At 65.3% G+C, this 26,878-nt stretch carries 24 protein-coding genes; 12 read left to right on the top strand and 12 right to left on the bottom strand.

What is annotated here, in order from left to right; all coding sequences use genetic code 11:
- Window positions 1-90: 90 nt before the first annotated feature.
- The 4 genes from aceE to lpdA all read left to right on the top strand — a co-directional run bounded on the left by aceE (window position 91) and on the right by lpdA (window position 7,129).
- On the top strand, window positions 91-2,778 hold the full coding sequence (aceE, locus tag A9975_RS04320; RefSeq protein ID WP_183031542.1) for a pyruvate dehydrogenase (acetyl-transferring), homodimeric type: 2,688 nt from the start codon (window positions 91-93) through the stop codon (window positions 2,776-2,778).
- 165 nt (window positions 2,779-2,943) lie between these two features.
- A complete protein-coding gene (gene aceF / locus A9975_RS04325) occupies window positions 2,944-4,623 on the top strand; it encodes a dihydrolipoyllysine-residue acetyltransferase (RefSeq protein ID WP_183031543.1) in 1,680 nt (559 codons plus the stop codon).
- An 81-nt stretch (window positions 4,624-4,704) separates the two neighbouring features.
- A complete protein-coding gene (locus tag A9975_RS04330) occupies window positions 4,705-5,322 on the top strand; it encodes an MFS transporter (RefSeq protein ID WP_150987807.1) in 618 nt (205 codons plus the stop codon).
- Between the two features lie 28 nt (window positions 5,323-5,350).
- On the top strand, window positions 5,351-7,129 hold the full coding sequence (lpdA, locus tag A9975_RS04335) for a dihydrolipoyl dehydrogenase (RefSeq protein ID WP_183031544.1): 1,779 nt from the start codon (window positions 5,351-5,353) through the stop codon (window positions 7,127-7,129).
- A gap of 383 nt (window positions 7,130-7,512) precedes the next feature.
- Here lpdA and phaP1 read toward each other — a convergent pair whose 3' ends face one another.
- On the bottom strand, window positions 7,513-8,091 hold the full coding sequence (gene phaP1 / locus A9975_RS04340) for a TIGR01841 family phasin PhaP1 (protein WP_150987801.1): 579 nt from the start codon (window positions 8,089-8,091) through the stop codon (window positions 7,513-7,515).
- A gap of 468 nt (window positions 8,092-8,559) precedes the next feature.
- Here phaP1 and A9975_RS04345 point away from each other — a divergent pair, with 468 nt between their 5' ends.
- The 5 genes from A9975_RS04345 (at window position 8,560) to pbpG (ending at window position 13,153) form a co-directional block, all read left to right on the top strand.
- Window positions 8,560-9,534 carry a histone deacetylase gene (locus A9975_RS04345; protein WP_183031545.1) on the top strand — a complete coding sequence of 325 codons (975 nt, stop codon included), beginning with the start codon at window positions 8,560-8,562 and terminating at the stop codon, window positions 9,532-9,534.
- Window positions 9,531-10,436: a DMT family transporter gene (locus A9975_RS04350; protein WP_150987796.1), complete on the top strand. Its 906-nt coding sequence runs from the start codon at window positions 9,531-9,533 to the stop codon at window positions 10,434-10,436. The genes A9975_RS04345 and A9975_RS04350 overlap by 4 nt, the downstream gene beginning before the upstream one ends.
- A 21-nt stretch (window positions 10,437-10,457) precedes the next feature.
- The gene (locus tag A9975_RS04355) at window positions 10,458-10,910 is read left to right on the top strand and encodes a thioesterase family protein (protein ID WP_150987792.1); all 453 of its coding nucleotides are present in this window, start codon (window positions 10,458-10,460) and stop codon (window positions 10,908-10,910) included.
- Between the two features lie 28 nt (window positions 10,911-10,938).
- Window positions 10,939-11,640 carry a nitroreductase gene (locus A9975_RS04360; protein WP_183031546.1) on the top strand — a complete coding sequence of 234 codons (702 nt, stop codon included), beginning with the start codon at window positions 10,939-10,941 and terminating at the stop codon, window positions 11,638-11,640.
- Window positions 11,641-12,007: 367 nt separating this feature from the next.
- The gene (gene pbpG / locus A9975_RS04365) at window positions 12,008-13,153 is read left to right on the top strand and encodes a D-alanyl-D-alanine endopeptidase (protein ID WP_370563870.1); all 1,146 of its coding nucleotides are present in this window, start codon (window positions 12,008-12,010) and stop codon (window positions 13,151-13,153) included.
- A 94-nt stretch (window positions 13,154-13,247) separates the two neighbouring features.
- Here pbpG and A9975_RS04370 read toward each other — a convergent pair whose 3' ends face one another.
- The 3 genes from A9975_RS04370 to A9975_RS04380 all read right to left on the bottom strand — a co-directional run bounded on the left by A9975_RS04370 (window position 13,248) and on the right by A9975_RS04380 (window position 16,388).
- Window positions 13,248-14,660, bottom strand: a complete 1,413-nt coding sequence (locus A9975_RS04370) for an FAD-binding oxidoreductase (RefSeq protein ID WP_183031548.1) — start codon at window positions 14,658-14,660, stop codon at window positions 13,248-13,250.
- 30 nt (window positions 14,661-14,690) lie between these two features.
- Complete coding sequence (locus tag A9975_RS04375; protein WP_183031549.1) at window positions 14,691-15,437, bottom strand: FadR/GntR family transcriptional regulator; 747 nt, start codon at window positions 15,435-15,437, stop codon at window positions 14,691-14,693.
- Window positions 15,438-15,602: 165 nt separating this feature from the next.
- Window positions 15,603-16,388 (bottom strand): IclR family transcriptional regulator, encoded by a 786-nt coding sequence (locus A9975_RS04380; protein WP_150987776.1) that lies wholly within the window; start codon window positions 16,386-16,388, stop codon window positions 15,603-15,605.
- Window positions 16,389-16,625: 237 nt separating this feature from the next.
- On the opposite strand from A9975_RS04380, the gene A9975_RS04385 reads away from it, so the two are divergent.
- From A9975_RS04385 to A9975_RS04395, 3 genes are read left to right on the top strand one after another with little or no spacing between them, the layout of a single operon-like run.
- Complete coding sequence (locus A9975_RS04385) at window positions 16,626-17,351, top strand: (Fe-S)-binding protein (RefSeq protein WP_183031550.1); 726 nt, start codon at window positions 16,626-16,628, stop codon at window positions 17,349-17,351.
- Between the two features lie 41 nt (window positions 17,352-17,392).
- Window positions 17,393-18,802 (top strand): LutB/LldF family L-lactate oxidation iron-sulfur protein, encoded by a 1,410-nt coding sequence (locus A9975_RS04390; protein ID WP_183031551.1) that lies wholly within the window; start codon window positions 17,393-17,395, stop codon window positions 18,800-18,802.
- Window positions 18,802-19,077, top strand: coding sequence for a hypothetical protein (locus A9975_RS04395; RefSeq protein WP_043345256.1), 276 nt, complete (start codon window positions 18,802-18,804; stop codon window positions 19,075-19,077). Before A9975_RS04390 ends, A9975_RS04395 begins: the two co-directional genes overlap by 1 nt.
- 91 nt (window positions 19,078-19,168) lie before the next feature.
- On the opposite strand, the gene A9975_RS04400 is transcribed toward A9975_RS04395, so the two are convergent.
- The 8 genes from A9975_RS04400 to A9975_RS04435 form a co-directional block, all read right to left on the bottom strand.
- On the bottom strand, window positions 19,169-19,963 hold the full coding sequence (locus A9975_RS04400; protein WP_150987767.1) for an ABC transporter ATP-binding protein: 795 nt from the start codon (window positions 19,961-19,963) through the stop codon (window positions 19,169-19,171).
- Window position 19,964: 1 nt separating this feature from the next.
- The gene (locus A9975_RS04405) at window positions 19,965-20,861 is read right to left on the bottom strand and encodes an ABC transporter permease (protein ID WP_150987764.1); all 897 of its coding nucleotides are present in this window, start codon (window positions 20,859-20,861) and stop codon (window positions 19,965-19,967) included.
- 153 nt (window positions 20,862-21,014) lie between these two features.
- Window positions 21,015-21,986 carry an ABC transporter substrate-binding protein gene (locus tag A9975_RS04410; RefSeq protein WP_183031552.1) on the bottom strand — a complete coding sequence of 324 codons (972 nt, stop codon included), beginning with the start codon at window positions 21,984-21,986 and terminating at the stop codon, window positions 21,015-21,017.
- A 313-nt stretch (window positions 21,987-22,299) separates the two neighbouring features.
- Entirely contained in the window at window positions 22,300-23,358 is a 1,059-nt protein-coding gene (locus A9975_RS04415) for an aldo/keto reductase (protein WP_183031553.1), read from the bottom strand.
- 57 nt (window positions 23,359-23,415) lie between these two features.
- Window positions 23,416-24,450: a quinone-dependent dihydroorotate dehydrogenase gene (locus A9975_RS04420; protein WP_183031554.1), complete on the bottom strand. Its 1,035-nt coding sequence runs from the start codon at window positions 24,448-24,450 to the stop codon at window positions 23,416-23,418.
- A gap of 101 nt (window positions 24,451-24,551) precedes the next feature.
- Window positions 24,552-25,397: an arginyltransferase gene (locus tag A9975_RS04425; protein ID WP_174422708.1), complete on the bottom strand. Its 846-nt coding sequence runs from the start codon at window positions 25,395-25,397 to the stop codon at window positions 24,552-24,554.
- Between the two features lie 91 nt (window positions 25,398-25,488).
- On the bottom strand, window positions 25,489-26,229 hold the full coding sequence (gene aat / locus A9975_RS04430) for a leucyl/phenylalanyl-tRNA--protein transferase (protein ID WP_183031555.1): 741 nt from the start codon (window positions 26,227-26,229) through the stop codon (window positions 25,489-25,491).
- A 28-nt stretch (window positions 26,230-26,257) separates the two neighbouring features.
- Complete coding sequence (locus A9975_RS04435; protein WP_043345274.1) at window positions 26,258-26,842, bottom strand: NUDIX hydrolase; 585 nt, start codon at window positions 26,840-26,842, stop codon at window positions 26,258-26,260.
- Window positions 26,843-26,878: the final 36 nt, after the last annotated feature.

The following is a 26,878-nucleotide window of genomic DNA, read 5'->3' on the forward strand; positions in this document are numbered from 1 at the left end:
CGCGCGCCGTACCGTAGTCACACCGTCAGGCCGGGGCTCCCACCACAAGAATCAGGGGGCACCGAGGCAGGAATTCACCAGGAGACAGTCATGTCAGCTGTACCAGAGCAGATCCTCGGCGCAAGCAGCGCCAACGACGCCGATCCCCAGGAAACCCACGAGTGGCTTGATGCCCTGCAGGGCGTGATCGCCGCCGAAGGCACCGACAGGGCCGCCTTCCTGATCGACAAGCAGATCGAATACGCACGCGTGAATGGCGTCACCCAGCCGTTCCACGCTGAGACGCAGTACATCAACACCATCCCGGTGGAGCAGCAGGCCCGCATTCCCGGCGACCAGGACATCGAGCACCGCATCCGCTCGTACACCCGCTGGAACGCCATGGCGATGGTGCTGCGCGCCAACAAGCACACCAACGTTGGCGGCCATATTTCCTCGTTTGCCTCGGCCGCCACGCTGTATGACGTCGGCTACAACCACTTCTGGCACGCCCCGTCCGAGAAACACGGCGGCGATCTGGTGTTCGTGCAGGGCCACTCGGCCCCGGGCGTGTATTCGCGCGCCTTCCTGCTCGGCCGCCTGAGCACGGAACAACTCGACAGCTTCCGCCAGGAAGTCGACGGCAAGGGCATCTCGTCCTACCCACACCCGTGGCTGATGCCGGACTTCTGGCAGTTCCCGACGGTGTCGATGGGCCTGGGCCCGATCATGGCCATCTACCAGGCCCGCTTCATGAAGTACCTGCACAGCCGCGGCCTGGTGCAGACCGAAGGCCGCAAGGTCTGGGCGTTCCTGGGCGACGGCGAGACCGACGAGCCGGAATCGCTGGGCGCGATCGGCATGGCCGGGCGCGAGAAGCTGGACAACCTGGTGTTCGTGATCAACTGCAACCTGCAGCGCCTGGATGGTCCGGTGCGCGGCAATGGCAAGATCATCCAGGAACTCGAGTCCGAGTTCCGCGGCGCCGGCTGGAACGTGATCAAGGTGGTGTGGGGCAGCCGCTGGGACCAGTTGCTGGCACGCGACCACAAGGGCCTGCTGATGAAGCGCATGATGGATTGCGTGGACGGCGAGTACCAGACCTTCAAGGCCAAGGATGGCGCCTACGTGCGCGAGCATTTCTTCAATACCCCTGAGCTCAAGGCGATGGTGGCCGACTGGTCCGACGAGGACATCTGGCGCCTGAACCGCGGCGGCCATGATCCGCACAAGATCTATGCCGCCTACAGCGCCGCCAACGAGCATAAGGGTCAGCCCACGCTGATCCTGGCCAAGACCATCAAGGGCTATGGCATGGGCGACGCGGGCCAGGCCATGAATATCAGCCACCAGCAAAAGAAGATGCCGGTGGACGCGATCCGCCGCTTCCGCGACCAGTTCAACATCCCGGTCTCCGACGACAAGATCGAGGAAGTGCCGTACATCACCTTCGAGGAAGGCTCGAAGGAACTGGAATACATGCGCGCCCGCCGCATGGACCTGGGCGGCTACCTGCCGGCCCGCCGCCAGAAGGCAGAAGCCCTGAAGGTGCCTGAGCTGTCCGCCTTCGACGCGCTGCTCAAGGCCACCAGCGAAGGCCGTGAAGTGTCCACCACCATGGCCTTCGTACGGATCCTGAACACGCTGCTCAAGGACAAGCAGATCGGCAAGCACGTGGTGCCCATCGTGCCCGACGAGTCGCGCACCTTCGGCATGGAAGGCCTGTTCCGCCAGATTGGCATCTGGAACCAGCAAGGCCAGAAGTACGTGCCGGAAGACCACGACCAGCTGATGTTCTACAAGGAATCGCAGACTGGCCAGGTGCTGCAGGAAGGCATCAATGAAGCCGGCGCCATGTGCGACTGGATCGCCGCCGCCACGTCGTACTCGACGCACGGCATCCAGATGATCCCGTTCTACATCTATTACTCGATGTTCGGCATCCAGCGTATCGGCGACCTGTGCTGGGCGGCCGCCGACATGCGCTCGCGCGGCTTCCTGCTGGGCGGCACCTCGGGCCGCACCACGCTCAACGGCGAAGGCCTGCAGCACGAAGACGGCCACTCGCATGTGTTCCATGCCGTGATCCCGAACTGCATCTCGTATGACCCGACCTTCCAGTACGAGCTGGCGGTGATCATGCAGGACGGCCTGCGCCGCATGTACGCCGAGCAGGAAGACGTCTACTACTACCTGACGGTGATGAACGAGAACTACGAGCATCCGGAAATGCCGGCTGGCGTAGAGGGCGACATCGTCAAGGGCATGTACCAGTTCAAGAAGGGCGTGGAAAACAGCAATGCGCCGCGCGTGCAGCTGCTGGGTTCGGGCACGATCTTCCGCGAGGTGATCGCCGCTGCCGACCTGCTCAAGAAGGACTGGGGCGTGGAGTCGGACCTGTGGGGCTGCCCGAGCTTTACCGAACTGGCCCGCGACGGCCACGACGTGGAGCGTTGGAACCTGCTGCACCCGACCGAGCCGCAACGCGAGTCGCACGTGACCAAGAGCCTCAAGTCGGTGCGCGGCCCTGTGATCGCCTCGACCGATTACGTGCGCGCCTTTGTCGACCAGATCCGTCCCTTCGTGCCGCGCCGTTTCGTGGTGCTGGGCACCGATGGTTTTGGCCGCTCGGACACCCGCGAGAAGCTGCGTCACTTCTTCGAGGTGGATCGTCACTGGGTGACGCTGGCTGCACTGAAGGCGCTGGCTGACGAAGGTGCCATCGGTCGCGACAAGGTGGCCGAAGCCATCAAGAAGTACAACCTCGACCCCAACAAGCCGAACCCGATGTCGGTCTAAGCAGGCCGACTGCACGAACCCCCGCAGGAGCGGCAATGCCGCGCCGCAAGGCGCCGGGTTGATTCCCGGCGCCTTGCGGCGCGGCGGCGTGACAGATCACGGCGGTGAGGGTAACCTCACACGCTCGTGTTTGTCGTGCGCGCCGGCCTGCCCAGGAGACACTGAATGAGTCAAGCGATTGAAATCAAGGTGCCGGATATCGGCGATTACGACGCCGTTCCCGTCATCGAAGTGCACGTGAAACCGGGCGACACCATCAACGCGGAAGACGCGCTGGTGACGCTGGAATCGGACAAGGCCACGATGGACGTGCCTTCGCCCCAGGGCGGCACTGTCAAGGAAGTCAGGATCAAGATTGGCGACAACGTCGCCGAAGGCACCGTGCTGGTGATGCTGGAGCCCGCCGGCCAGGCTGCCACTGCGCCCGCCCCGGCCGCAGCCGCACCGGCTCCCGCGGCCGCCGCGCCGGCCCCCGCCCCGACGCCGGCCCCGGCAGCCGCCAGCGCTCCCGCGCCGGCCGCCGCCGCCGCCGCCGGCCCGGTCGAGGTCAAGGTGCCGGACATCGGCGACTACGACTCGGTCCCGGTGATCGAAGTCCACGTCAAGCCGGGCGACACCATCAACGCCGAAGACGCACTGGTGACGCTGGAGTCCGACAAGGCCACCATGGACGTGCCGTCGCCAGCCGCCGGCGTGGTCAAGGAAGTCCGGATCAAGGTCGGTGACAACGTCGCCGAAGGCACGCTGATCCTGATCCTGGAAGGCGCCGCCGGTGCTCCGGCCAGCGCGCCTGCTGCTGCTGCCCCGGCCGCTGCTCCCGCTGCTGCTGCCGCTCCGGCTCCGGCTCCCGCAGCCAGCGCCCCGGCGGCCGCGCCGGCTCCCGCGCCCGCCGCGGCTGCTCCGGTAGCCGGCGTGACCGGCACCGCTGCCCATGCCAGCCCCTCCGTGCGCAAGTTCGCGCGCGAACTGGGTGTGGACGTGTCTCGCGTGCCGGGCACCGGCCCCAAGGGACGGATCACCCAGGACGACGTGCAGGCCTACGTCAAGGGCGTGATGAGCGGTCATGCCGCAGCCCCGGCAAAGGCAGCAGCCGCCCCGGCGGGTGGTGGCGAGCTGAACCTGCTGCCGTGGCCGAAGGTGGATTTCACCCGTTTCGGCGAGGTCGAAAGCAAGCCGCTGTCGCGCATCAAGAAGCTCTCGGGCGCGAACCTGCATCGCAACTGGGTGATGATTCCCCACGTCACCAATCACGACGAGGCCGACATCACCGAGCTGGAAGCCTTCCGCGTGCAGCTCAACAAGGAATACGAGAAGCAAGGCGTCAAGGTCACCATGCTGGCCTTCATGATCAAGGCCACCGTCGCCGCGCTGAAGAAATTCCCGAATTTCAACGCGTCGCTCGATGGCGAGAACCTGGTGCTGAAGCAGTATTTCAACATCGGTTTCGCCGCTGACACGCCGAACGGCCTGGTTGTGCCGGTGATCAAGAACGCCGACAAGAAGGGCGTGATCGAGATCGGCCAGGAAATGAACGAACTGGCCAAGCTGGCGCGCGACGGCAAGCTCAAGCCGGACCAGATGCAAGGCGGCTGCTTCTCGATCTCCTCGCTGGGCGGCATCGGCGGCACGTATTTCACGCCGATCATCAACGCGCCGGAAGTGGCCATCGTGGGCGTGTGCAAGTCGTACCAGAAGCCGGTGTGGGATGGTAAGCAGTTCGTGCCACGCCTGACGCTGCCGCTGTCGCTGTCGTGGGATCACCGCGTCATCGACGGTGCGGAAGCGGCTCGCTTCAACACCTATTTCGGTCAGTTGCTGGCCGATTTCCGCCGCATCCTGCTGTAAGGCGGGCAGGGCGCGCCGGGCCTCGCGGCCATGCGCGCCCTTACCTGCAACGTCTGCAACCTGCAAACAGGAAGCGAGCCCATGACTACCTGCGTTGTCGTCAAGAAGGCCGGCGAAGTGGCGATTGCCGCCGACGCGCTGGTGACGTTTGGCGACACCCGGCTCACGCGGGCCTACGAGCGCAACCAGAAGGTGTTCCCGGTGGGTGACAGCTTCGTGGCGCTTGCCGGCACCACCGCGCACTTCCCGGTCATGCGCAGCCTGTTGGCCGGGCTGGGCGAGGATTGCCGGCTGGGTTCGCGCGATGACGTCTTCCGGACCTTCCTCAAGGTGCATGAAAAACTCAAGAACGAGTATTTCATCAACACCAAGGAGGACGAGGACGATCCTTACGAGTCCTCGCAGATCGTCTGCCTGATTGCCAATCCGGCCGGCATTTTCGGCGTGTATTCGTACCGCGAAGTCTTCTCGTTCGATCGCTTCTGGGGCATTGGCTCGGGGCGCAACTACGCGTTGGGCGCCATGCACGCGGTCTACGACCAGCCGGGCCTGGCCGCCCGCGAGATTGCGCGCATCGGGGTGGATGCAGGGGTGGAGTTCGACAAGAGTTCGGCAGGCCCGGTCGAGGTGCAGGTGGTGCAACTGGCTGACATGGCTGGCGACGGAGCAACCAATAACGATGGCGCGCCCCGCATCTGAAGCGGAGTGCGTTCTTGAGGAGCGAAACATGAGTGTGATCGAAGTCCAGGTGCCGGATATCGGCGATTTCGACGCGGTGGAAGTCATCGAGGTGCTGGTCAAGGCTGGCGATACGGTCGAGCAGGAGCAATCGCTGATCGTGCTCGAGTCCGACAAGGCCAGCATGGATGTGCCGTCGTCCGCCGCCGGCAAGGTGGTAGAGGTGCGCATCAAGGTGGGCGACAAGGTCGCCAAGGGCGCTGTCATCTGCACGCTGGAGAGCGAAGCCGCGACCAAGCCGGCGGCCGCGCCGGTCCCTGCACCCGCGCCCGCGCAGGTAGCCGCGCCTGCCGCGGCTGCGGCCCCTGCGGCCGCCGCGCATGCGGGCGGCGCGGATATTACCTGCGACATGCTGGTGCTCGGCGCCGGCCCTGGTGGCTACTCGGCCGCCTTCCGCAGCGCCGATCTTGGCATGAACACCGTGCTGGTCGAGCGCTACAGCACGCTCGGCGGCGTCTGCCTGAACGTGGGCTGCATCCCCTCCAAGGCGCTGCTGCACAACGCTGCCGTGATCGACGAAGCCAAGGCCCTGGCGGCCCACGGCATCCTGTTCGGCGAGGCCAAGATCGACCTCGACGGGCTGCGCCACTACAAGGAAACCGTGGTCGGCAAGCTGACCGGCGGCCTGGCCGGCATGGCCAAGGCCCGCAAGGTACAGGTCGTGCGCGGTATCGGCACCTTCCTCGACCCGCATCACCTCGAGGTGCAGGAAACCGAAGGTGACGCCAAGGCGACGACAGGCAAGAAGACGGTGATCCGCTTCGAAAAAGCCGTCATCGCCGCCGGCAGCCAGGCGGTCAAGTTGCCTTTCATCCCCGAGGACCCGCGCATCGTCGACTCCACCGGCGCGCTGGAACTGCCGGAAGTGCCCAACAAGATGCTGGTCATTGGCGGCGGCATCATTGGGCTGGAAATGGCCACGGTGTACAGCACGCTGGGCGCCAGCATCGATGTGGTGGAAATGCTCGATGGCCTGATGCAGGGTGCCGACCGCGACCTGGTCAAGGTCTGGGACAAGATGAACAAGAAGCGCTTCGACAAGGTCATGCTCAAGACCAAGACGGTCGGCGTGGAAGCGAAGCCGGACGGCATCTACGTCAAGTTCGAAGGCGAGCAGGCGCCGGCCGAGCCACAGCGCTACGACCTGGTGCTGGTGTCGGTGGGCCGCGTGCCCAACGGCAAGCGCATCGGCGCGGAGAAGGCGGGGGTGGCGGTCACGGATCGCGGCTTTATCGACGTCGACAAGCAGATGCGCACCAATGTGCCGCACATCTTCGCTATCGGTGACATCGTCGGCCAGCCCATGCTGGCCCACAAGGCGGTGCACGAAGCGCACGTGGCAGCGGAAGCCGCGCACGGCGAGAAGGCCTACTTTGACGTCAAGCAGATCCCGTCGGTGGCCTACACCGATCCGGAAGTGGCCTGGGCCGGCGTGACCGAAGACCAGTGCAAGGCGCAGGGGATCAAGTACAGCAAGAGCGTGTTCCCGTGGGCAGCATCGGGCCGTGCCATTGCCAATGGCCGCGACGAAGGCTTTACCAAGCTGATCTTCGACGAGGAAACCCACCGGATCATCGGCGGCGGCATCGTCGGCATGCATGCGGGCGACCTGATCAGCGAAGTCTGCCTGGCAATCGAGATGGGTGCCGATGCAGTGGATATCGGCAAGACCATCCACCCGCACCCGACGCTGGGCGAATCCATCGGCATGGCTGCCGAGATCTACGAAGGTGTCTGCACCGACGTCCCGCCGCCGCGCAAGCGCTAAGCACCGGACGTTAGCGACACGAGAGTGAGGCCCGCCGTATGGCGGGCCTTTTTACGTCTTGATTCGCAATTAACCGCCAGATTTTTTGCCGCATACGCTTGCGGCTGCGCCGGCCAAAGCTTGCCCGCAGCGGGGAGGGCGTGTGTCCGTGTGTCCGAGTGCCTGCTTGCCAATGTGTCGCAGGCAAAAAAATCCCGGCGCATGGCCGGGAATGAATCGATATTGGAATACATGGAAACCAGATACCGAGGAGACACCGTAGGAGGGCAGGGCGGCTTGGGTGTAGCCTTCCGTGCTGCCTTCGTTGGCAAAATGCGCTGGCCATGCCAGGCGCGCTTTGCCAACGAACCGGCCGAAGCCGGTCCGTTTCCTGCCGTCGCGGATTAGGCGGCGGTGGTGGCCTTCTTGGTCGCGGTGCGAGCCGTGGCGCTGGCTTGCTGTGCGGCCTTGGTGGCGGCGCTGGCGGCTGCCTGGAAGTTGGTCTCAGCGATTTCAACAGCTTGCTTGGTGGCCTTCTGGACCGACTCGTAAGCGTTGTTGGCGGCGCTGATCGCGGACTTCACGATGGCAACGGTCGACTCGGAGCCGGCCGGGGCGTTCTTGGCGAGGTTCTCGACCAGGGTTTGCACCTTCTTCGAGTTCTCGGCCAGTTGGGCTTCGGCGACCTTGGTGAATTCAGCCTGGGTTTCCGAGGCGATTTCGTACACGTGGCGGCTGTACGCCAGGGCCTTTTCGGCAACCGGCTGGACCAGCGAGGTCTGGAGGGCCAGGAATTCCTGGGCGTCCTTGGCCGAGAGGGCCTTCTTGGCGTTGTCCACGTTTTCAGCGAACGTGGCCTTGACGACTTGCAGGTTCAGCTCGACCAGCTTTTCGATGCCTTCGAAAGCTTTGGTGGTCAGGCCAAACAGGGTTTCGAGGTTGGCTTTTTGCGCTGCGGCGACTTGTTCCGGGGTGAAGCTCATGCTGGTCTCCAATAATGAAGTTCAAGGTCATGCAAAATTAGGCCGCCCAGATGTCAAAGCCATGACGGAATAAAGGCTAAACCTGTTTTCTCGTCAGCCAGCCCCAGGCGTAAGGGGGTTATCGGCGCGCTCCGCTTGCTCTGCAAAATCGATGGTGCGCCGCAACAATTCCAATTGTAGGGAAAAGAAAAACGGTGTCAAGGGCTTCTTGTGCAATGCACAAATAACTGTTGTTGAAGTCGGTGCACTGTCACATTTTGGCTGCGTAGCATCGGCAGGTGTGCCACGCCCGGCACCTTGTGGGGGGAGGAAGGGGAGGGGTGGCGCACCCCGGGGCCAGCACAGTGCTACCATCGCGGTCTGCCGGAATCGCCGTCTCCCAAGGGCGCGACCCGCCGGCCGATGCGCCACGGCCAAGTCGCCGCGACCGGCCGCCGCCGGTCAGCCTGCCCGCCTATGTTTGCCCTCATGCTCGCTTTTTACGCCGACCATTTTGTCCTGCCCCTACCTGAGGGCCACCGCTTCCCGATGCGCAAGTACAGCATGTTGAGGGAGACGGTCGAGCGCGATGTGCCGGGGCTGGTGCTGGTCGAGGCGCCGCGGGCCGGGGACGATGCCTTGCTGCTGGCGCACACGCCTGAATATGTCGGGAGCGTCTCCCGGGGCGAACTGGACCCGGCGCGCCAGCGCGAGATCGGCTTTCCCTGGTCGGACGCCATGGTCGAGCGCTCGCGGCGCTCCGCTGGTGCCACCATCGAGGCCTGCCGCGTAGCGCTGCGTGAGGGCATCTCGGTCAACCTGGCGGGCGGCACGCACCACGCCTATGCCGATAAGGGCGGTGGCTTCTGCGTCTTCAACGATGCGGCCATCGCCGCGCGCCAATTGCGTGGCGATGGCCGGGTGGCGCGCGTGGCCGTGGTCGACCTCGACGTGCACCAAGGCAACGGCACCGCCTCCATCCTGCGTGACGATCCCTTCGTCTTCACGCTGTCCCTGCATGGCGAGAAAAACTATCCCTTCCGTAAGGAGGCCAGCGATCTCGACGTAGGCCTGCCCGATGGCTGCGACGACGAGACTTACGCCCAAGCGCTGCAGGGCGCACTCGATACGCTGTTCGCGCGTTTCGCTCCCGACCTGCTCATTTATCTAGCCGGGGCCGATCCGCATGAGGGCGACCGGCTTGGACGCCTGAAACTGACGCTGGCCGGGCTGGCCCGGCGGGACTGCCTGGTGTTCGACGCGGCCCTGGATCGCGGCCTGCCCATTGCCGTGGCCATGGCCGGCGGCTACGGCAACCAGATCGAGAACACCGTCGCGGTGCATGCGCAGACCATCGCGCTCGCCTCGCAGTATCACGAACGCTATTCCAGGCGCGGCAAGCCGGACGCCGCGGGTGCAGGTGCGATCCTGCCCACCGGCGATATGGAGAAGGCACAACGATGAGTGCAACCAGCCAGGCCCACGCGGCGCGCGGCACCTTGTGGATGGCCGCCATGCCGTGGTTGTTCGTTGTGATCTGGAGCACGGGATTCATCGTAGCCAAGTACGGCATGCCGCACGCGGAGCCGATGACCTTCCTGTTTCTGCGCTTTGTCGGTGTGCTGGTGCTGATGGTGCCCTTCGTGTTGATGGCGCGCGTTCCGCTGCCGCAGCGCGCCGGCGCGACCGACTGGCGCATGGTCGGGCACATCGCGCTGGCAGGGCTGTTCCTGCAGGCGGGCTACCTGGGGGGCGTGTGGGCAGCGGTCAAGCTGGGCATGCCGGCGGGCGTCTCCGCGCTGATCGTCGGCATGCAGCCCATCCTGACCGCGCTGGCGGCCTCGCGCATGGGCGAGACCATCGGGCGGCGCCAGTGGCTGGGGTTGCTGCTCGGCATCCTTGGCGTGGGCCTGGTGGTGGCAAACAAACTGTCGGCCAGCGGGCTGTCCGCGCCAAGCCTGCTGCTGGCGCTCGGCGCCTTGTTCTCGATCACCTTCGGCACGCTGTACCAGAAACGCCATTGCCCGATGTTCGACCTGCGCATGGGCTCGGTGATCCAGTTCGCGGCGGCGGCGCTGGCCTGCCTGCCATTCATGTTCCTGACCGAAACCCGTCACGTTGAGTGGAATGCCGAGATGGTTGGCGCGCTCGCCTGGTCGGTGGTCGCGTTGTCCATCGGGGCCATCTCGCTGCTGTTCCTGTTGATCCGACAAGGCGCGGCCACCAAGGTATCCAGCCTCATGTATCTCACCCCGCCGACCACCGCCGCCATGGCGTGGCTGCTGTTCGGCGAGAGCTTCCCGCCGCTGGCCGCGCTTGGCATGGCCCTGGCCGCCGGTGGCGTTGCGCTGGTGATCCGCCGCTAATTTTCCCTTTTCGCGCTTTCGATGAAACCGACCGCAGATACCCGCAGCGCCTATCGTCATTTCCAGCCCATCACCACGCGCTGGATGGATAACGACGTCTATGGCCACGTCAACAACGTCATCTACTACAGTTATTTCGATACCGTGGTGAACACCTACCTGATCCGGGAAGGCGTGCTGGATATCGAGTCCGGCGACACCATCGGGCTGGTGATCGAGACGCAATGCAATTATTTTGCCGCGCTGAGTTTTCCCGACACGGTGGTGGCGGGCCTGCGCGTGGCGCGGCTGGGCAATTCGAGCGTGCGCTACGAAGTGGGCCTGTTCCGTAACGACGAAGACGTAGCTGCGGCGCAGGGCCATTTTGTTCACGTCTATGTGGATCGCGCCACGCGCCGCCCGGTGCCGCTGCCGCCCGCGCTGCGCGATGCGCTGCAGGCCCTGGTGTGCGAACCCGCGGATGCCGGTGCATGATCCGGCCCGCGCAAAGGAGCTGAGAACCATGGATTCACAGCAGAAACGGGGCGCCGCCCTGATCGATCAGGCCATCATCACGCGCCGCTCGGTGCGCGCGTTTCTCGATACGCCGGTGCCGCGCGACGTGGTCAACGAGATCCTGGCCGTGGCCAGCCGGGCGCCGTCGGGCACCAACGCCCAGCCATGGCGGGTCTATGTGCTGACTGGCGATGCCAAGGTGAAGCTGTCGGCCGACGTGCTGGCCGCTTACGACGATCCGCAGCGCGACAGCAAGTATCGAGAGGAGTATCCCTACTATCCACGCGAGTGGGTGGCGCCGTACATTGACCGCCGCCGCAAGGTGGGTTGGGACCTGTACAGCCTGCTGCAGATCAGCCGCGAGGACAAGGCGCGCATGCATGCGCAGCACTCGCGCAACTTCACGTTCTTCGGCGCCCCGGTGGGCATGATCTTCACGATCGACCGCATCCTGGAGCTGGGCAGCTGGCTGGACTATGGCATGTTCCTGCAAAGCATCATGGTGGCGGCGCGGGCGCGCGGGCTGGATACCTGTCCGCAGGCGGCATTCACCCAGTTCCACGCGGTCATCGGCAATCACTTGCGCCTGCCGGCGGATGAAATGGTGGTGTGCGGCATGGCCCTGGGCCATGCCGACCCCGCCGCCATAGAGAATACCCTTAGTACCGAGCGTGAACCGGTAAGCGGGTTCGCGCGTTTCTTATCTTGAGAAGTTGTCGGTGGCGAAGGCTCGCTTTGTGCCGTCGCTGCCGCTGCATGTTGGCTCGGGGCAACCCGATGGGCGGGTGAGAAAGATGAAACGGTGTGGAATTACCACAGTCGACGTCGGTCTTAATGCACGTGTCAAGTGATGTGTGCCCCGCATTTGCCGTAATGTGGAATTGTTTGCAAATCGAACTTTAAAGAGGCTGCGTAAGTCTTTAATCTTGCTAACAATTTCTTTTTTTCCTAAACTGGCGCAATCCTAGTTGCGCGCTGAATGAATCATGTTCCGGTCTGATTCCCCCCTATTTTTGCGATTCTTCGGCTCTACCCCTCTTACTTCGGTTGCGGCCTCCGTGCTGTTGACCGTTTCCATGCTGGCCGCCCCTGTGGCCGATGCCGCGACGAAAACGTCGGACACCGCAAAAACCAGCAAAAAGTCGGCAAAAGTCACCAAGTCCGAGAAAAAATCGGCAAGTTCTTCTTCCAAATCCGCAAAATCCAAGCAGGTCGCGACCAGCGGCAAGGCCGAGCGTGCCACTACGCGCAAGGTCGTGGTACTGAAAAACGGTAAGCGCACCGTGGTGGCGCAGCGCCAGGCGGCACCGGTTCGCGCGGCGTTCATCCCCGCGAAACCCTCGCTGGGCGAGGCGCTCGGCCTGCGTGACACCGAAGACGCGCTCGCGCTGCGCTCCAGCGTGGCGCTGGTGATGGATCAGAACTCCAACGAAGTGCTGTTCCAGAAGAACGCCGCCGCGGTCCTGCCGATCGCCTCGATCACCAAGCTGATGACCGCCCTGGTTGTGATGGACGCGCGCCAGCCGATGGACGAGGTGCTCACCATCACCGAGGAAGACCGCGACAACGAAAAGCACAGCAGTTCGCGCCTGCGCTTTGGCGCGCAGCTCTCCCGTCAGGAGGCGCTCCTGCTGGCGCTGATGTCCTCGGAGAATCGCGCCGCATCGGTGCTGGGCCGCAGCTACCCGGGCGGCCTGCCGGCCTTTGTGCAAGCCATGAACCGCAAGGCACGCGAGCTCGGCATGAACGACAGCCACTTTGTCGATTCGAACGGCTTGTCGAGCAGCAATGTCTCGAGCGCGATGGACCTTGTGCGCATGGTCAACGCGGCGTACCGCAACCCCACCATCCGCGAGTTTTCGACGCAGACCGAGCATGAGGTCAACGTGCTGGGCCGCACCCAGCACTACGTCAGCACCAACCGCCTGGTTCGCGGCGGCAACTGGGAGATCGGCCTGCAGAAAACAGGATTTATCTCCGAGGCTGGCCAGTGCCTGGTGATGCAGGCGCGCGTAAATGGCCGCAATGTGGTGATGGTGTTCCTGGATTCCGTTGGCAAGCTGTCCCGCTTTGCCGATGCCAACCGCGTCAAGGACTGGCTGGAACACGTGCAGACAGGGCCTGGCCGCCCTTTTCCGACGTCCCCAAACCTGACGCAGGGGCCTGGCAGCCCCACTAGCCCCCAGGCAATCCTGACCGCCCAGCAGCCTCGCGGCATCTGATGGCGGCGCCAGAGTGATCTGGCAGCCTGCTGCTTGCAGTCAAGAAAAACGCGCCGTCACCGGCGCGTTTTTCTTTGGGGCGCGGGCGGCGCGCTTAGAGCAGCTTGCCCGGATTCATGATGCCGGCCGGATCCAGCAACTGTTTGATGCCCTGCATCATGCGCAGCTCGAGCGGGTCCTTGAGGCGCAGGAAATCATCGCGCTTGAGCTGGCCGATACCATGCTCGGCACTAATGCTGCCGCCGTAGCGCACCACCTCGTCCAGCACTTCGGCGGTCAGCGCCTTGCCATGCTGCGCGGTCCAGTCGCGCTCCGCGCCCGCGGGGCGCGACAGGTTGTAGTGCAGGTTGCCGTCGCCGAAATGCCCGAAGATAAACGGGCGGATGCTGGGGCTGATGGCCTTGAGGCGCGCCTCCATCGACACCATGAAGGCCGGGATCTGCTCGATCGGCAGCGACACATCGTGCTTCAGGTGCGGCCCGTCGGCGCGCTGAGCCTCGGAGATTTCCTCGCGCAGCTTCCACAGGCTCTGCAGTTGCGACAGCGACGCAGAGACGGCGGCGTCCAGGCACAGCTCGCGCTCCAGCGCCTCGCCAATCACGCGCTCCAGCAGGACGTTGAGGGCGGCTTCGTCGGTGGTGTCGGCCAGCTCTACCAGCACATAGGCGGGATAGCGTTGGCTGAAGGGTTCCTGCACGCCTTCCGCGTGCTTGAGCACGAGGTCGACGCAATGGCCGGTGAAGAATTCGAAGGCTTGCAGGCGAGCGCCGCACTGCGCGAAGAGCAGCTCGAAGAGCTCCAGCGCCTGCAGCGGGGAGGCCACTGCCGCAAGCACCACCGAGCGTGCGTCGGTGCGCGGAAACAGGCGCAGCGCTGCCGCGGTAATGACGCCCAGCGTGCCTTCGGAGCCGATCAGCAATTGCTTGAGATCGTAGCCGGTGTTGTCCTTGCGCAAGGCGCGCAGGCCGTGAAAGATCTCGCCGTTGGGCAGCACGGCTTCCACGCCCAGCACCAGCTCGCGGGTCATGCCGTAGCGCACCACATTGACCCCGCCCGCGTTGGTCGCGAGATTGCCGCCGATCTGGCAGGAGTCCTCGGCGGCCAGGCTGAGCGGCAGCAGGCGATGCGCCTCCTGCGCGGCGCGGCGCAGGTTGCCCAGGATGCAGCCCGCTTCGGCGACGAGCGTGTTGGCGATGGTATCGATCGAGCGGATCGCGTTCATGCGATCCATGCTCAGCACCACGTTGGCGGGGCTGCTGTCCGGCGCGGCACCGCCGCACAGGCCGGTGTTGCCACCACGCGGCACCACCGGGACCGCGGCCTGCTGGCACAAGGCCAGGCAACGTGCCACTTCATCCACCGAGCGCGGGCGCACCACGGCCTGCGCATTGCCTCGGTAAAGGCCGCGCCAGTCGGCGAGCCACGGCGCAACCTGGTCTGGCTCGGTGGCGACCACGTCGGGGCCTAGCGCTTCGATCAGGCGGGGCAGGAAAGCTGAGTTTTGCATGATGGGTCTATCCGGAGTGGCAATGCGGCTTCAGGCCGCGGAATGAGAGGGCTCTTGGCCGCTGGTGAGGGACTCGCCACGCGCTGCCAGTTGCAGGCCCAGGCGCGCCGCCGCGCCGCGCAGGTGGGCTACTGCCGCGGCGCGTGCTTGTTCAGGGTCGCCCGCGCGAATCGCGTGGAAGATGGCCAGGTGTTCCTGGTGGACCCGTTCGGACAGGCCCTCCTGCTGGCGGGTATTGAGCCGCGCCACATGCACGGCCTGGTGCAGTTGCAGGTTCAGGTACTGCAGCAGCTGCAGGTAGTACTTGTTGTGGGTGGCGGTGGCGATCGCCACATGGAACGCGGTGTCCGCCTCAGCGCTGTGGTGCGGGTCGTGCAATTGCGCCGCGAGCCGGTCCAGCAGCGCCTGCATGCCGGCGACATCCTGCGCGGTGCGCCGCAGCGCCGCCAGCGCAGCGGCGGCGCTCTCCAGATCGAGCCGCAGCTCGTAGATGCTGGCCAGTTCGTCGCGATCAATGCCGATCTCCTGCGGCAGCTGGAAGCCGGCATTGCCCACGCGCGAGCGCACCGTGCTACCCACGCCCTGGCGGCTTTCAACCAGGCCTTGGGAGCGCAGGTGCTCGGTCACCTCGCGGATGACGGCGGGGCTGACACCGTATTGCTCGGCAAGCTGCTTGCCGGTCGGCAGCCGGGCGCCAACGGGGTAGGTGCCGCTGGCGATCTCGGCGCGCAACTGCTGGGTTACCTGTTCGGTGAGGGTAATGGCTTTGGTCCGCATGCCCAGCAGGATATAGCTATTCAGGTTATCTGAAAACTAAGGGTATATACCTAGTTTTCGGTTGGGGCCATGCGAGAGGGAGAGGGGGAAGGAAAGGGGAAGCGGGCGAGGCAAGGGTTCGGCGCGAAGGGCGCGTGGCTCCCCGCGCCGTCCACCCCGCCGTGTTCAGGCTGCGACGTCAGTCGCGTAGCCCATGCCGCGCGAGATCTGCAACGCGGTGTCCTTCAGGTTTTGCAGCCAGCTGTCCTGCAGGCGGTCGGCCGGGGCCGAGAGCGACAATCCGGCCACCAGACGGCGTGAGTCGTCGTAGATGCCAGCGGCGATGCAACGCACGCCGAGTTCCAGCTCTTCGTTGTCGCGCGCATAGCCGTTGGTGCGCACCCAGTTGAGTTCGCGCTCGAGCTTGATCAGGTCGGTGATCGAGGTGCGGGTGTGGCCGGCCAGCCCGGTGCGGGTGGCGTAGTTGCGAACGCGTGCCACTTCATCGGCGGCCAGGAACAGCTTGCCAACCGAAGTCAGGTGCAGCGGCGCGCGGCCGCCAATGGCGCGTACCACCTGCATGCCGGAGCGCTCGCTATAGGCGCGCTCGATGTAGACGATCTCGTCGCCTTGCCGCACCGACAGGTTCACCGTCTGGCCCGTCACGCGGTGCAGGGCCCGCATCGGTGCCAGCGCGGCGTCGCGTACCGACAGCCGGGCCTTGACCAGGTTGCCAAGCTCCAGCAGCCGCATGCCAAGCCGGTAGCTGCCCGGATCGGAGCGGTCCACAAAGCGGCAGGCCACCATGTCATTGAGGATGCGGTGCGCGGTGGAAGGGTGCAGCCCGGTGGTCAGCGACAGCTCCTTGAGGCTGACCGGATCAGCGTGCTGGGCGAGCGCATCCAGCAGGGTCATCATGCGTTCGATGACCTGGATGGACGTCTTGCCGGGGGCTTTGTCTGCTTCTGCCATGGGGAAATGTTGCCGTGCGGCAAATTAAGCGGTTGCCTGATTCTATCTCGCATTGTGAAAATTTCAATAGGTGAAATGGCATTGCCGAAAGAATCTTCGGATTTTGCTGATGGCGAATGTGTCGAAAAAGGCATGCAAAAATGCGGCGAATTCACCCCTGCCGTGCACGCTTTTGTATGCTGGCCGGTACGCAAGGGCGCATAATTGCGGGGTTTCGGGGTCTGGAAAAGGGAAACAATGCGAGTTGGTCTGTTCGCCACCTGCCTGGTGGACCTCATGCGTCCGGAAATCGGCTTCTCGGTGCTCAAGTTGCTGGAGAAGGCTGGCTTCGAGGTGATGGTGCCCGAAGCCCAGACGTGTTGCGGGCAACCTGCCTACAACTCGGGCGAGCGCACGGCATCGCGCGACCTGGCGGAAAAATTCCTGCGCGAGTTCGAAATGTTCGACTACGTGGTGATTCCGTCCGGATCCTGCGGCGGCATGGTGCTGCACCACTATGCGGACCTGCTCGGCGACGATCCCGAGTTGAATGGCCGCTATGAAGGCCTGCGCTCGCGCGTATTCGAGTTGACCGATTTCCTGGCCAACGTGGCCAAGCTGGGCGAGTTCGACTCAAAGTTCACGGGCCGCATTACCTACCATGACTCTTGCTCCGGTTTGCGTGAACTGGGCGTCAAGAGCCAGCCCCGCGCTCTCCTGGCGCAATTGCCCGGTGTGCAGCTCAGCGAGATGAAGGACTGCGAGGCTTGCTGCGGATTCGGCGGTACCTTCTCGGTCAAGTACGGCAATATCTCCACGGCCATCGTCGACGAGAAGTGCGCCAACATCAAGGCCAGCGGTGCCGATGCCGTGGTGCTGGGCGACCTCGGCTGCATGCTCAATATCGAGGGGCGCCTGCGCAGGACCGGCGACACGCGTACCCAGGTGCTGCATATCGCGCAAGTGCTCGCCGGTGATGCCTGATCCCGGCCAGCTGAAAAACAAACCTTAGCGAGATCCCCGCTATGCAAGTTCGCAGCATGGAGTTCAAAGCGCGCGCGGGCCAGAAACTGGCCGACCAGCGCCTGCAGCAGAACCTCAAGAAGCTCTCCACCAAATTCGTCACGGCGCGCGCCGACGCCATGCGCGACATCGACTTCGATGCCACCCGCGAGGCACTCAAGGAGCGCCGCGACCGCGCGCTGCAGAACCTCGACGTGTGGCTCGCCACCTTCGAGGAAAACGCCACGCGCCGCGGCGCCACCGTGCTGTTTGCCGAGACCACGGCCGACGCCGCGCGGCTGGTAGCCGAGATTGCGCGCAAGCACGGGGTGAAGAAGGTCATCAAGAGCAAATCGATGGTGACCGAGGAAATGCGCCTGAACCAGGTGCTGGGCGAGATGGGCGTGCAGAGCATCGAGACGGACCTGGGCGAATACATCCTGCAGATCAACGATGCCGAGCCGCCGTCGCACATCATTGCCCCGGTCGTGCACAAGGACAAGGAAGAGATCGCCGATCTCTTCGCCAAGGTCCACCACAAACCGCGCCTGACCGATATCCCGGAGATGACGCGCGAAGCGCGTGAAGTGCTGCGGCCGGAATTCCTGTCGGCTGACATGGGCGTGACCGGCGGCAATTTCATCATTGCCGAAACAGGCTCGGTGGCGGTGGTGACGAATGAAGGCAACGAAGGCATGTGCACGGTGATGCCGCGCGTGCACGTGGCCGTGACCGGCATCGAGAAGGTGCTGCCGACGCTGGAAGACCTGGCCACCGTGATGCGGCTGCTGCCGCGCTCGGCCACCGGCCAGGCCATCTCGAATTACTTTTCGCTGCTGACCGGCCCGCGCGCCGAGGGCGAGCGCGACGGTCCGGAGCATATGTATTTCGTGCTGGTCGACGGCGGGCGCAGCGGCCTGATCGGCGGCGATTTCCAGGACATGCTGCGCTGCATCCGCTGCGGCGCTTGCATGAACCACTGCCCGGTGTACCAGAAGATCGGCGGCCATGCCTATGGCTGGGTCTATCCGGGCCCGATGGGCAGCGTGCTGACGCCGAGCTATGTCGGCATTGCCAACGCGCTGGACCTGCCGCAGGCGGCCACGCTGTGCGGGGAATGCAACCGCGTGTGCCCGGCTTCGATCCCGCTGTCGGACCTGCTGCGCAAGCTGCGCGAGAAGCAGATGGAGCGTGGCCTGCGTCCCTGGCAAGAGCGGCTCGGGCTGCAAGTGTGGGGCTACGTGGCGCGCCGCCCGGGGCTATACGCCTTCGCCACCCGCATCGGCGCGCGCTTGCTCGCGCGCATGGGCGGCAGCAGCAAGCTGATTGCCAGCTTGCCGATGGCTGGCCGTGGCTGGACCGAGACCCGCGACCTGCCGGCACCGAGCGGACGCACGTTCCGCGAACTTTACAAAGAAAGGAGGGCGCGTTGATGGCCACGACCACGAACAATGCACCGGCGCTGGCAACGATGCGCGCCGCACTTGAACAACACATTGGCGGCCAGCTCGCGGCCGATGGCCTGGTGCGCAGCTGGCGCGAGGCAGCTCCCGGCCTGGTGCTGCCGCCGATGTTCGGGCAGGCGATGGAAGAACTGCTGCGCCGGCTGGAGATGGCGGCCGTATTTGCGCAGGATAGCTGCTCGTTCTCGAGCACCGCCGTTACCGACCAGCTCAAGCGCTGGCTGGACAAGGCGGCCACAGCCTGAGCAGCCACACGCCTTGCCCGAATGCAAAAGGCCCCCGCTTGCGCAGGGGCCTTTTGCATGGGTGCGTGGCTAAGCGAGCGCAGCGCGAGGCTCAGCCCAGCAGCAGGGCATCGTCATCCAGCTGCTCATGCCGCGTCTGCTCGAACATGCGCAGCAGGTCCGGCACGTCCAGCCCGGCGCGCTGGTCGCCCGACACGTCCAGTACCACCTGGCCCTGGTGCAGCATCACGGTGCGTTGCCCGTAGTCCAGCGCCTGGCGCATGCTGTGCGTGACCATCATCGTGGTGAGCTTGGCTTCCTCCACGATCTTGGCGGTCAGCTCCAGCACGAAGGCGGCGGTCTTCGGGTCCAGCGCAGCGGTGTGCTCGTCCAGCAGCAGGATGCGCGAGGGCTGCAGCGAGGCCATCAGCAAGCTCACGGCCTGGCGCTGGCCACCCGACAGCAGGCCGATGCGGTCGGTCAGGCGGTTCTCCAGGCCGAGGTTGAGCAGGCGCAGCTTGTCGCGGAATAGCTCGCGCGAGGGCTTGTTCAGCGCCGCGCGAAAGCCCCGGCGGCTGCCGCGCGCCATGGCCAGCGCCATGTTTTCTTCAATCGTCAGTGCCTCGCAGGTGCCCGCCATCGGGTCCTGGAAGACACGCGCCACCAGCGGGGCGCGGTCCCAGGCGGGCTTGCGCGTGACGTCGACGTCGTCGATCGTGATGCGGCCGGTGTCCACCATCTGATCGCCGCTGATGGCATTGAGGAAGGTGGATTTACCGGCACCGTTGGAGCCGATCACGGCAACGAACTGGCCCGTCGGGATATCCAGGCTGAGGCCGCGCAGCGCGCGCGTCTCGATCGGGGTGCCGGGATTGAAGGTGAGTTTCAGGTCTTGTGCGCGCAGCATCTCAGGCACCTCCGTTCTTGCGGCCGAACAGCTTCTTGCGGGTCCCGGGCAACACCAGGGCACCGGTCACCAGTACGGCAGTGACCAGGTTCAGGTCCTGTGCCTTGAGGCCGATGAACTCGCTGTTCAGGGCCAGCGCAATGAAGAAGCGGTAGAGGATGGCGCCCAGCACCACGGCCAGCGTGGTGTACACCAGCCGGCGCGCCGGCAGGATGCTCTCGCCGATGATCACCGCGGCCAGGCCGATCACGATGGTGCCGATGCCCATGGAGATATCGGAGCCGCCCTGGGTCTGCGCGAACAGCGCGCCCGCGAGGGCCACCAGGCCGTTGGACAGCGCCATGCCCGCCAGCGTGGCGCGGCCGGTGGCGATGCCCTGGGAGCGCGCCATGCGCGGGTTGGCGCCGGTGGCTCGCATGGCCAGGCCGAGCTGCGAGGAGAAAAACCAGTCCAGGCCAAGCTTGGCCACGACCACCACGATCAGCAGCAGCGCGGGGCGCAGCATGTAGTCGGGCAGCCAGTCCGGCTGCAGGATGGTGAAGATGGTCGACTCGGTGATCAGTGGCACGTTGGGCTTGCCCATGATGCGCAGGTTGATCGAGTACAGCGCGATCATCATCAGGATACTGGCCAGCAGGTCCATGATCTTGAGGCGCACGTTGAGCCAGCCGGTGACGAAGCCGGCAAAGGCACCCGCAACAATCGCCAGCGCGGTGGCGATGAACGGATCCTGGCCCGAGGCGATCAGCGTGGCCGCCACGGCGCCACCCAGCGGGAAGCTGCCATCGACGGTCAGATCGGGGAAATTGAGGATGCGGAAGGAGATCAGCACCCCCAGGGCGACGAGGCTGAAGATCAGGCCGATCTCCAGGGCGCCCAGCAGGGAAAAGAGGGACATGGGGGAAATCCAGTTGCTTGTGTCCGGCACGGGAGGCCGAATCTGAAAACGCCTGGCGCGCTGCCCGGGTCAGGCGGCGCGGCGCAGGCGTTTCCGGGGGCGGGCCCGGATAGAGCCACCTGCGCGCGAACGCGCAGGGTCAGCGTGCCGTGATTACTTGATGACGGTCTTCGCTTCCTTGATCAGCTCGGGCGACAGCGTCACGCCTTGCTTCTCGGCCGCGCCGGTGTTCACGAACAGCTCCAGCTTGTCGCTGGTTTCCGAAGCGATCGCGCCGGGCTTCTCGCCCTTCAGGATACGCACCACCACCTTGCCGGTCTGATGGCCGAGGTCGCCGTAGTTGATGCCCAGCGCGGCAACGGCGCCACGCTTGACGCTGTCGGTATCGGCGGCTACCAGCGGGATCTTCGACTCGTTGGCGACCTTGACCAGGGCTTCGTACGCCGACACCACGTTGTTGTCGGTGTTGGTGTAGATCACGTCGACCTTGCCGATCAGGCTCTTGGCGGCGGCGCCGATGTCGACCGTGCGCGGTGCTGCGGCTTCCTTCAGCGTCATGCCTTCCTTGGCCAGCAGCGCCTTCAGTTCCTTGACCACCACCACCGAGTTGGCTTCACCGGGGTTGTAGACCATGCCGACCGTCTTGGCCTTGGGCACCACGCGCTTGATCAGGGCAACCTGGCGATCCAGCGGCAGCTTGTCCGACACGCCGGTCACATTGGTGCCCGATGCGCTCCAGCTCTTGACCAGCTGGGCGGCGACCGGATCGGTCACGCCGGAGTACACCACCGGCACCGACTTGGTGGCGGCCACCACGGCCTGGGCCGACGGCGTGGCGATGGCCACGATCACGTTGGGCTGGTCGCCGACGAACTTGCGGGCGATCTGCGCGGCAGTGCCGGTATTGCCCTGCGCGCTCTGGTATTCCCACTTCAGGTTCTTGTCGGCGTCAAAGCCGGCGGTCTTCAGCTCGTCGCGCACGCCGTCACGGATGGCGTCCAGCGCGGGATGGTCGACGATCGAGAGCACCTTGACGGTCTGGGCCTGCACGGCGCCGCCGTACAGCAGCGCGAGGGCGACGGCGCTGCCCAGGATGGTCTTGGTCGATGTCTTGAGACACTTCATAATTTTTAATCTCCCCCGGATATGGGTTCTGGGTGATGAGCCGCGTTTCGTTCTCGATAAGAACTGGTCCGCCGTCTTGCCCGGCGGCGCGCTGCGCCAACCGGCCGGTCCATTGTGTGGGCGATACACCAGGCGGCAGGCTGGGGGACGCTCTTGTACAGCGGATACGACGGCGATAAGCCTGCGAGGATACCATTTTCGAGGCGGAATTTGCCCTGTTCCAGCGCGTCAGTAGGGGAAAACGGCAGGCCCGGAGCACGCGATGGGCGGCTTCGGGCGGCGCACCGTCCCCGGTGCCTGGAATGGGGAAACGTTACTGCGCCGGATTGTGGATTTCGGCGTGGATGCGGGCAATGGCCGCGGTGACCGCCTCGGGCAGCGGCGTTTGCCAGGCATCGATGTTCTCGCGAAGTTGTTCCAGCGAGGTGGCGCCGATGATGGTGCTCGCCGCGAACCAGCGCGAGTAGCTCCAGGCCAGCGCCAGCGTTGCCGGCGAGAGGCCGTGCTCGCGTGCCAGCGTCACGTAGCGGGCGGCCGCGGCCAGGCTTTCCGGGCGCAGGTAGCGCGGGCTCCAGTCGGGCGGGAAGCGGGTCAGTCGGCCCTTGGCCTGCGCGTCAAACACGGGGTGGGCGAGGTCGCCACCGAGGTACTTGCCGGTGAGCTGGCCAAAGGCCAGCGGGCTGTATACCAGCAGGCTGACGTCGGTGCGAAAGCACGCCTCGTCCAGGCCCTGCTCGAAGCTGCGGTTGAGCAGGTTGTACGGGTTCTGGATGGTGGCGATGCGCGGCAGGCCGTGCAGCTCCGCCTGCTTGACGAATTCGGCCACGCCCCACGGCGTTTCGTTGGACACGCCGACATAGCGGATCTTGCCCGCGCGCACCAGCTCGCCCATGGCTTCGAGCTGCGCCTGGATCGAGGCGCACTCGCGCTCATTGGCCGGATCGAACTGCTTTTGCCCGAAGATGGGCGCGTTGCGAGCGGGCCAGTGGATCTGGTACAGGTCGATGTAATCGGTCTGCAGGCGTGCCAGCGAGGCGTCCACCGCCGCGCGGATGCTGTCCGGGGTCAGGTCGCCGCCATTGCGGATCCATGGCATGCGCGCCGGGCCCGCCACCTTGGTGGCCAGCACGATGCGCTCACGCTGCTGGCGCTTGAGCCAGGTGCCGACGATGCGCTCGGTGCTGCCATAGGTTTCGGCGCGCGGCTTGACCGGGTACATCTCGGCGGTGTCGATGAAGTTGATGCCGCGCGACACCGCATAGTCGAGCTGGCTGTGGCCTTCGGCTTCGGTGTTCTGCTCGCCGAAGGTCATGGTGCCCAGGCAGATGCGCGAAACCTGCAGGTCGCTGCGGCCAAGACGGGTGGTTTCCATGGCTATCCTTGTGAGGCTGGGGTGATAAGGCGCAAAAACGGGTTTGGGCCGCGGCCGTCAGGCGCGCAGCGCGGCGGCGCATTCCTTGACCAGCACCGGGCCGCGGTAGATCAACCCGCTGTACACCTGCACCAGTTGGGCGCCCGCCGCGATCTTGGCTTGCGCATCCGCACCGCTGAAGATGCCACCCACGCCGACGATGGGCACCGCGTCCCCAACCACCGCGCGCAGGCTCTTGACCACGCGCGTGGAGGATTCGAACACCGGCCGGCCTGACAGGCCGCCAGCTTCCTCGCCGTGCGGCAGGCCCTTGACGGCGTCGCGGGCGATCGTGGTGTTGGTGGCGATCACACCGTCGATCCGGTGGCGGACCAGCGCATCGCCGATATTGCCGATCTGGTCGGCATCGAGGTCCGGCGCGATCTTGAGCGCGAGCGGCACGTAGCGCTTGTACTTGTCGGCCAGGCGCTGCTGGGCGTCCTTGAGCGTGGAGAGCAGGTGGTCGAGCTCGCTGGCGCCCTGCAGCTGGCGCAGGTTCTTGGTGTTCGGCGAGGAGATATTCACGGTGACGTAGCTGGCGTGCGGGTAGACCCTCTCCAGGCAGTGCAGGTAATCGTCCACCGCGCGCTCGATCGGGGTATCGGCGTTCTTGCCGATGTTCAGGCCCAGCACGCCGCCTTCAGCCTTCCAGCGCGACGCGTTCACATTGGCGATAAAGGCATCCACGCCGCCGTTGTTGAAGCCCATGCGGTTGATCAGCGCGTCCGCCTGCGGCAGGCGGAACATGCGCGGCCGCGGGTTGCCCGCCTGCGGGCGCGGCGTTACGGTGCCCACCTCGATAAAGCCGAAGCCGAAGGCGGCCAGCCCGTCGATGTAGGCGCCATCCTTGTCGAGCCCGGCGGCCAGGCCAACCGGGTTGGGGAAGCGCACACCCATCACCGTGCGCGGGTCATCGGCGATGGTATTGCCGATGCAGCCCGCCAGCCCCATGCGCTTGGCGCGGAGCAGGTTGTTGAGGGTGAAATGGTGAGCGTCCTCCGCATCCATCGAGAACAGGGCGGGGCGAAACAGGGGGTAGAGCGCGTTCAGCACAGGGAATCAGCTTGGAAGTCGGGACCAAGGCGGCATTGTAACGGTTGGGCCGGATCGGGTACTGCGCCGCTGGCGCGGGCATGACTCGCGCAGGCTGTCCGCTACAGGCTGTTTTCCGGGGCTTCGTCGCCGGGCTGCGGTGGCACGACCGGCACAGCGGTGGGCGACGCCACGGCGGGCGCCGCATCCCGCAGCGACGCTGGCGTCGCATCGAACGCGCGCCACTGGTTTGCGGTCAGCACCTGCAGCGGCTGGTAGCGCGCCTTGTAGGCCATTTTTCGGCTATCGGCGATCCAGTAGCCCAGGTACAGGTGGGGCAGGGCGAGTTCGCGGGCCTGCTGGATCTGCCACAGGATGTTGTAGGTGCCGTAGCTGGCATGCACCTCCAGCGGGTCGTAGAAGGTGTAGACCGAGGACAGGCCGTCGTCGAGCACATCGATCATGCTGACCATGCGCAGCCGCCCGGCCTCGGGCGAGCCCGGCGGCTCGCGGAATTCCACCAGCCGCGAGTTGACCCGGCTTTGCAGCAGGAACTGCTCGTACTGGTCGCGGCTGTCCTGGTCCATGCCGCCGCCGGCGTGGCGCATCGACTGGTACAGCAGGTAGAGCGAATAATGCTCTTCCACGTAGGTCAGAGGCGCCACCAGCGCCTGCAGGCTGCCGTGCTGGCGCCAGGCCCGGCGCTGGCTGCGGTCAGGGCGGAACTGGTCGACCACCACGCGGCACGGCGTGCAGGCGTGGCATTCATCGCAATAGGGGCGGTAGGTAAAGATGCCGCTGCGCCGGAAGCCGGCGCGCACCAGCCGCGAATAGACATCGGCATTGATCAGGTGGGCGGGCGTGGCGACCTGAGAGCGCGCCATGCGGCCATCGAGGTAGCTGCAAGCGTAGGGTGCCGTAGCGTAGAACTGCAACGCGGAAAGGGGGAGTTCCTTTAGCTTGCTCATGTGTCTGCAACGGCCAGGGATGAAACAGCAACGCGGGAAAGCCGATGGCGCGGCGACCAGGCCTTGCGGCGAGTGGCCAATGCGGCGCGCCCTAGGGCTGCACCTGGGTCCATCTCTGCAGCACCGTCTTGTCAAAACCCCACGGCACGATGTCCGGCTGGCGGGTGGCAATGCGGATATGGGCCGCAAACTCCGCACGCGGGATGGGACTCGCCCCGAGCGAAGCCAGGTGATCGGTTTCCTGCTGGCAGTCTATCATCGCCACGCCGTGGTTGCCGAGGAACGCGCACAGCGCGGCCAGGGCGATCTTGGACGCATCGGTGAGCCGCGCGAACATCGATTCGCCATAGAACATCCGCCCGAGCGCCACGCCGTACAGGCCGCCCGCGCGCTCGCCCTGGTACCAGGTCTCCACGCAATGGGCCAGGCCATTGCGGTGGAGTGCGCCATAGGCGGCGATGATGTCCTCGGTGATCCAGGTGCCGTGCTGGCCATCGCGCGGGGTTTCGGCGCAGGCCTGCATCACGGCGACAAAGTCGTCGTCGACGCGGACTTCCCAGTCGGGGTCGCGCAGCACGCGCTTGAGGGTCTTGCGAAAGGTGCTGGAAACGCGCAGCGCCTGCGGCGGCAGCACCATGCGGGGATCGGTGCTCCACCACAGCACCGGCTGGCCTTCGGCATACCAGGGAAAGATGCCTTGCCGGTAAGCCAGCAGCAGGCGCTGGGCCGACAGCTCGCGGCTGGCCGCAAGCAGGCCGGGCGCGTCGGAGCCCGGGCCGAGCGCACGCTCGACCGGCGGGAACGGATCATGCGGATCCAGCCAGGTGATCATGCGGGAAGTGCGGGCAACGTGCCCGGGTTCAGGGTTCGACCGTGGCCCGGGTGGTCAGCGGGCGCATCGGCTTGTCGATATCCAGGCTGTGCAGGCGGAAAGTGCCGTCGGCTAGCCGTCCCGCCGCGCGATCCGCGAAGAAGCAGCGCAACGAATGGATCACGGTGGGGAAGGCCAGTTCGTCCCAGGGTACGTCGGCTTCCTCGACCAGCTTTACCTCCAGGCTTTCCTCGCCCGCCGAGATGTCCAGGTCTTCCAGCGTTGCCAGGTAGAACATGTGCACCTGATGCACATGCGGCACATTCAGGATCGAGAAGAGCTCACCGATCTGCACCCGTGCCCCGGCTTCCTCCAGCGTCTCGCGCGCGGCGCCCTGCGCGGTGGTCTCGCCGATCTCCATGAAGCCGGCCGGCAGCGTCCAGAAGCCGTAGCGCGGCTCGATGGCGCGCTTGCACAGCAGGACCTTGTCCTCCCACACGGGAATGGTGCCGACCACATTACGCGGGTTGACGTAGTGGATAGTGCTGCAGTTGTCGCACACTGAACGCAGGCGCGAGTCGCCTTCAGGGATGCGCAGCACGACCGCATGGCCGCAGTTCGAGCAGAATTTCATGAGGGGCGTCCGGGAGGAATGGCGAAAGTGTATCAC

Source organism: Cupriavidus sp. UME77 (assembly GCF_014170355.1).
GTDB lineage: Bacteria > Pseudomonadota > Gammaproteobacteria > Burkholderiales > Burkholderiaceae > Cupriavidus > Cupriavidus basilensis.